This window comes from Micromonospora sicca, from assembly GCF_003172935.1.
Taxonomy (GTDB): domain Bacteria; phylum Actinomycetota; class Actinomycetes; order Mycobacteriales; family Micromonosporaceae; genus Micromonospora; species Micromonospora sicca.
Genome location: NZ_QGKS01000464.1, coordinates 1 through 5,380, shown reverse-complemented (window position 1 = coordinate 5,380; position 5,380 = coordinate 1). Strand labels below are relative to the sequence as shown.

General features: G+C 68.6%; 5 protein-coding genes and 1 pseudogene. 3 read left to right on the top strand and 3 right to left on the bottom strand.

The genetic code is table 11. The features are described 5' to 3' along the window. Window positions 1–194: pseudogene (locus DKT69_RS34375) on the top strand (ISAs1 family transposase); the annotation flags it as partial. A gap of 314 nt (window positions 195–508) precedes the next feature. Here DKT69_RS34375 and DKT69_RS34365 read toward each other — a convergent pair. The 3 genes from DKT69_RS34365 to DKT69_RS40770 all read right to left on the bottom strand — a co-directional run bounded on the left by DKT69_RS34365 (window position 509) and on the right by DKT69_RS40770 (window position 2,043). Beyond that, window positions 509–883: a hypothetical protein gene (locus DKT69_RS34365; protein WP_146231285.1), complete on the bottom strand. Its 375-nt coding sequence runs from the start codon at window positions 881–883 to the stop codon at window positions 509–511. A 126-nt stretch (window positions 884–1,009) separates the two neighbouring features. Beyond that, the gene (locus DKT69_RS34360; RefSeq protein WP_255420256.1) at window positions 1,010–1,666 is read right to left on the bottom strand and encodes an ATP-dependent DNA ligase; all 657 of its coding nucleotides are present in this window, start codon (window positions 1,664–1,666) and stop codon (window positions 1,010–1,012) included. Between the two features lie 41 nt (window positions 1,667–1,707). Beyond that, window positions 1,708–2,043, bottom strand: a complete 336-nt coding sequence (locus DKT69_RS40770) for an ATP-dependent DNA ligase (RefSeq protein ID WP_255420255.1) — start codon at window positions 2,041–2,043, stop codon at window positions 1,708–1,710. A gap of 871 nt (window positions 2,044–2,914) precedes the next feature. Here DKT69_RS40770 and DKT69_RS34355 point away from each other — a divergent pair. Together DKT69_RS34355 and DKT69_RS34350 are read left to right on the top strand one after the other, a co-directional pair. Beyond that, window positions 2,915–4,396 carry an alpha/beta hydrolase family protein gene (locus DKT69_RS34355; RefSeq protein ID WP_146231284.1) on the top strand — a complete coding sequence of 494 codons (1,482 nt, stop codon included), beginning with the start codon at window positions 2,915–2,917 and terminating at the stop codon, window positions 4,394–4,396. A gap of 435 nt (window positions 4,397–4,831) precedes the next feature. Then, the coding region (locus DKT69_RS34350; RefSeq protein ID WP_368666295.1) for an endonuclease/exonuclease/phosphatase family protein at window positions 4,832–5,380 on the top strand (549 nt) is incomplete at its 3' end.

Genomic DNA, 5,380 nt, shown 5'->3' with positions numbered 1-5,380 from the left:
TCACTTTCCGTGAAGATCTCCACCAAGCCCGGACCGGCACCGGACCCGCCGTCCTCGCGACCCTGCGTAACACCTCGATCGGCTACCACCGCAGCAACGGCGAGGCCAACATCGCCCGCGCCACCCGCCGCGCCAACCGCCGCCCCCACGACCTCATTACCGCCGTGACCAGCAGCATCCCGACAACGCAATGACCCTGCCCGCCGGGCGAATGCCCACCGACACCATCGACGGTGGCCGCCTAGGAAGCATCCTGTCAACGGTGAGTAGTCACCTTGTCACTGATCCGACAGGCAAACGCTGAGCTAATGGACCCCGGCAGCGCGCACGCCATACACAGCAGCAGCGTCGCCTTCGGGGCGCGGACCGCGACGAGGCGCTGGTTCGGGCCGATCCACACGTCCGCGCCGCAGTCCACGCACGGGGCCAGGCTGTGGTCGACCGTCGGCACGAACGGCGCCCATGCCCTCCAGCAGCTCGTTCACGTTCGTCGGCGGGCACGCCAACATCATCCGCTTCTCGCTCCATCACGCCTCTTTCTGCTCGACGACCGCCTCGGCGACCACCGTGGCGTCCGCGTCGACCGCACACCCGGCCCGGCGACGTCGCCGCCCGACGCGCGCACCTCCGCAATCCGCTCGAACACCTGTCTACCGAAGCCCAGCCGCTCCACCGACGGCGCCACCACCAGGTCGGCCAAGCCCTCGTCGACGTCGGCGAAAGCCGCCCGCCAGCCCATCGCGCCGACGTGTTCGCCGACCACCTCGTAGCCCTGCTCGGCGCACCAGCGCTGCGCCGCCTTGGTCAGCTCCTCGATTGGGCCCGGACTCCGCACAGCACCCCACGGCAGAGCAGCACCGCCCGCCGCCGCGCCCAGCGCCACGCTGCCGTATCCCACCGCGCGTGCTGGTAGAGCCGGGTCAGGTCCGGCCCCTAGCCCTCCATGTCCGGGGCGCACCACGACCAGGCGACGGCGCCCTTCTGTAGTGGCAAAAGGGGGTGAGGTCAGTCAGGCGATGCGCGCGTAGTCGGAGAAGAGGTCTTCGCCTTCGTCGAGGATCAGGGGCACGTCGTACACCGACAGGTCCGGCCTGGGCCGCGCGTACCGGACGCGGTGACGCCACCGGTCGTGCTCGTAGGCCGTGTCCACCTGAATCTCGGCCACCACGGTTGGCTCGACCTGGGCGTAGCGCAGCGGCTCCGGCCGTTCGAACTGGCCGGACCAGGCAGCCGGCAGCGGATCGGGCCAGAGATGGATGACAACAGGGCGGTCGGTTGGGCGTGGCGGGGACAGCAGTCCCGCCAGCTCCTGGCGCTGGGGCGCGGCCAGCGGGTGCGTGCGGCCGGTGTAGCGCAGCCGACCGCGCCGGTCGAATCGGCCGAGGAGAAGTGTGTCGGGGTTGCCGATGCTGCCGGTGACGCCGCCGATGATCGCCTCCCTGGTGGCACGGGCCCGGAACTTCGCCCACCCTCGCCGGGCAAGCTCATACCGGTTGTCCAGCCGCTTGATCACAACCCCTTCGACGCCGGCCGCGGTCCAGGTGGTCAGCCATTCACTGACCTCGACCAGGTCGGCGCTTTGCGGGGTGACCGCCAACTGCGGCGGGGCGCCGGCGAGCAGCCGCACCAGCCGGGCACGCCGCTCGACCAGCGGCGCATCGAGCACCGGCTCCCCGCCAACGTCGACGAGAAGGTCAAAAGGCGACGTTAGTAGGCCGGGTGCTCGCGGGCTTCGCGCAGCAGCTGTCGGCCGGCGGTGACCCGCCGCTGCAGCAGGGCGAAGTTCGTCCGCCCGCGCTCCCAGACGACCAGTTCCCCGTCGAGCACCGCACCGGGCGGGACGATGGCCCGCACGGCCCGCGTGATGTCCGGGAAGTACGGCGTCAGATTCCTGCCGGCCCGCGACTGCAGGTAGACGTCCGAGGCTCCGCGGAAGGCCAGCGCCCGCCACCCGTCCCACTTCGGTTCATAGATCAAATTCGGACTCTCGGGCACGGAGTCGACCGGCGCGGCCAGCATCGGGGCGACAGGCCGGCGTAGCACGGGCCCACCTGGCGACGTCTCCCACCGCCGGGCCGTGCTCACTCCCTCCAGCCCCATCCGTCCAGGCCGCGAGCGCCGCTCATGTACGTCCCTCCCCCCGCCATCGTCGGGCAGCGGGAGCGGACCCGGGGCGCAGATCAGGCACAACGAATGAATGGGATCTGCCGCATTACGAGTCGGTTCCCCGGCGCTGGTCCACCGCCTGCTCCTCTTGCCCAACGTTTGGCAGGCGGGCCTTCACTATGGACACCTGGACGGTCGCGTGACAAGATCTCCGAGTGAGCTTGCGCTTGCATCACCGTGGAGGTTTGGTCGGCAATTTCCGCATTTTTGGCCCATGACGGTCGGAAACTAGAGAAGGCTATAAAATCAGGGCCTCCTCATTTTTGCCACGGATGTAGCATTTGGCCGCTGCCATCCTATCAGCCAGTTGATGGAAAGTTCGTGCGTTGACTTCTCATCGCGAAGCGAGCACCGTCAGTGGCGCGTTCAGAGTCGACAGAACTAGGCGGCCCGGGTAAAAGGACCCGAGAAGTAGAGACACGGTCGTTGACAACCGACCTGTGTCAACGCCCTTTCGCAGTTCTTGTCGACACAACCTTCCGTGGGATCCACAACCAGCGGGGGGCAGTGACCACCGATGCCGCTCGGCGCGTATCGCGACCCGATTTGCGGAAGCGGCACCGTTCCTTATCCAACGCAAAGTCCGCGTCTCAGGAACGTTCCGATGTGAAATCCCGCATGCTGGTCGCCGTCGCGGCCCTTTTCATCCTGCTCTGACGCGCCCGCGCCCCGCCCTCGCAATTAGGCCGGTGCGGCCAGGTGTCACGACTACGCGAACCGCGCGTAGCGCTCCCATTAAGGAGACCCCATGTCCAAATCAAAGCGAAGACTCAGAGGGGCGGCATTCACGGTCGTCGCAGTAACCGCGCTCGCTGGCGTACTCACTCCGCCGCCCTCCGCGTCGTCGGCCGCCGGCTGCGACAAGGCGCCGACCGGCGTGCAGGTCAGCGATCACTTCCTGCCGTTCACGGTCCCCGCCGGGCTGATGCCCGACCCGCAGTTCGACGGGCTCTCGGCCGAACTGCAGGTGCATCGCGTCCAGCCCGTCTACGCCAACGGCAAGTGCCACTCGGTGCCCAACCGGGCCGCGGTGCTGATCCACGGCCGCACCAACTACGGCCCGACCTCGTTCGACCTGCGACAACCCGCCCCCGAAGGCGGCGAGCTCAGCGTGCAGAAGGCGCTCGCCCGGGCAGGGATCGACACCTTCGCCCCCAACCTGCTCGGCTACGGCCGCTCGACGCGCTTCGCCCACGGCCTGGACGATCCGGGCAACGCAAGCCTGCCCGCCTACAACCCGGACGGCATCACCTGCTCGAACCCGGTGGGGTGCGATCGCACGCATGTCCCGGTCTTCCCCCTCAATCAGCAGGGGGCGGCGCAGGATCCGACGTTGTTCACCAATCCGCTCGGCGGACAGCTGCGGGCGCACTCGAGCCACGTCCGGTTCGCCCGTGTCGACACCTTCGTTCGCGACATCCGTCAGGTCATCGACGACGCCATCGCGCGGGCGCAGCCGTCGGACGGCAAGGTAACCCTGGTGGGCTACTCGGCTGGCGCGCAGTTCGTCGGCCGGACGCTATACGCGGGTAACCCGAACCCGCTCCTTCCCCACAGCGACCAGTACATCGCCAAGGTCAACCGTGTCGTGTTCGCGGCGTCGCTCTTCGGTTTCGACACCGAGGAGACGCCGCCGCCGGGCGGCAGCTTCGCTACCTTCCCGCTGCACGTCTTCGTCGGTGGCGGACCCGGGAACCTGCCGCCCGACCGCGAGGCGGCGTGCACCGGCCGTGTGGTCGCGGGCAGTCGGGACCAGGTCGCGGCGCAGAACCGGGAGGAGGATCCTGTGGGCGCCCAGTGGGGAGGGAACATCGCCGGGCACCCGACAGGCGTCGCCCGCAGTCCGGTTTTCTCCAGCTACGGCTGGAACACCGAAGTCGCAGCACAGCTGACCCCACCCACGCTCGTCATCCACGGTCTTGAGGACGCTCCGCCGACGTCGCCAGCGAACGCGGACGCCATCTACAACGCCGCCCAGATGACGAACAAGGTGCTGGTAAAGGTTGCGTGCGGAAGCCACACCTTCTTGTGGGAGGGCTGCTCCGGGACACGCTGCACCCCCACCTCAGGCACCCCCTACGGCGGCACCCCCGGTGCTCCCTGGGCTGGTCCCCATTCCACGTTCAAGGCGGCGTTGATCGAGTGGATCAAGAGTGGAACCTTCAACGGCGCCCCGCGCGGACAGTTCACCGTCAACGAGAGCGGGGTGGCGAGCGCCACCGGGCCCTGAGATCGGCTGCCGTTCGACGGTATGAAGAAGGCCCGGGTCACGATCGGCGATCAAGCCCGTGACCCGGGCCTTCCTATGGAGCGGCCCAACGGAATGGAACCGTCGGCCTACGCATTGCGAGTCCGTTCCCGTTACTGACTGCGCCCCGGTCCGCTCGGTATAGCCGAGCTCGATCCCGGACCCGCACACCCAGTCCACCCACGCTCGCCGGTCTGGCTGCTCGCCCGGCTGCCCGAGGGGCTTCTTGGCGCGAAGCTTTCTCGAACGCAGCGGGCGCCTGGCAGGTCCAACTCGCCGATCCCCCCGCCGGCAACCACCCCATCCGGGTCGGTGTCCTGTCGCCCCACCCCGTCACAGTCGAGGACCAGGTCGTCAAACTTCCTGACGCCGGCCTGCCAGCGGTACCCGGACGTCGACGGAACCACCCTCACCCGGATGGGCCGCGGCGCCCTTCAAGTCCACGTCGACGTCGGCAGCGGCCTGCGGCTGATCACCTGCCACCTCAAGTCAAAACTGCTGACCTACCCCGACAACCGCCGGTACCCGAAGAACGAAGACGAACGCGCCCGCGGCGCCGGATACGCCCTGCTGCGGCGGGCCGCCGAAGCCGTCGCCGTCCGCGTGCGGCTAAACAAGGTCATGACCGCCTCCGCCACCGGCGGCGAACCCGGAATGCCCACCATCGTCTGCGGGGACCTCAACGATGGACCCGACGCCGTCACCACCACCCTGCTCGCCGGCCCCGACGACGGAGATATCGACCGGCCCGACAAGGGCGACCCCGTAAGGCTGTACAACCTCGCCCCGCTCCTACCTCCCGGCCGGGCCTACTCACGCATCTATCAAGGACGAGGCGAACTCATCGGTCACATCCTCGTCTCCCGCGACCTACGGCTACGCCTCGCCAGCGTCGACAGCCTCGTCGACGACATCGGCTCGATCACCCCATCCACCCAAACCCGACGCCCCGCCACCGTCCCCGAC